This window comes from Pseudomonas sp. 05T35 (assembly GCF_056396605.1).
Genome location: NZ_JBFTLU010000882.1, coordinates 1 through 608, shown reverse-complemented (window position 1 = coordinate 608; position 608 = coordinate 1). Strand labels below are relative to the sequence as shown.

Annotated in this window: 1 protein-coding gene and 1 pseudogene; one reads left to right on the top strand and one right to left on the bottom strand. The window is 53.6% G+C overall.

Features of this window, described 5'->3' with window-relative positions:
* Positions 1-139: pseudogene (gene dcd / locus AC1DH9_RS30465) on the bottom strand (dCTP deaminase); the annotation flags it as partial.
* A 355-nt stretch (positions 140-494) separates the two neighbouring features.
* On the opposite strand from dcd, the gene AC1DH9_RS30460 reads away from it, so the two are divergent.
* Positions 495-608 (top strand): cold shock domain-containing protein (locus AC1DH9_RS30460; RefSeq protein ID WP_477809496.1); only part of this gene is annotated, 114 nt, incomplete at its 3' end.

Below are 608 nucleotides of genomic sequence, written 5' to 3'. Positions count from 1 at the left end.
CGTCATAGCCGTAGCTCGATACGCCGAAGGAAATCAGCCGGTCGGCGCCTTCGCCACGCATCTGGCGCTCTACGAACGGCTCGATCATGCCGTGCTCTTGCGCCATGCGGCGAATCCACTTGTCCGATTTGATGCTCATGGCGGGGGTGTCCTGAATAGCGAGGTGGAAAAATTCTGTCCGGCATCTTACCGGGGCGCGCCGCCGGTTCAAAGTCCGGGGCACAATTCTCGCCGATCCCCCACGATTTCCGGGCCTTCGCGGCAATACGGCGCACCGTCAGTCATGAAAACAGAGAAACCTTCGCAAAGACCATTGGCACGTTCAGGAAAAAGGGTTAAGGTGGCGCCACTGTGCTGCTTGTGTCACTGAGAATCTCTACACGATATGTTGAATTTCGATCCAACCATCTACAAGAATTTTTCCTGCTCTTTGCACTCAGTCTCGGCCAGGGTTCTTCCTGAGTCGCAGTTATCTTTGTTCAAGGAGTTACACCATGTCTAATCGCCAAACCGGTACCGTTAAGTGGTTCAACGATGAAAAAGGCTTCGGCTTCATCACCCCACAATCCGGTGACGACCTGTTCGTTCACTTCAAAGCTATCCAATCC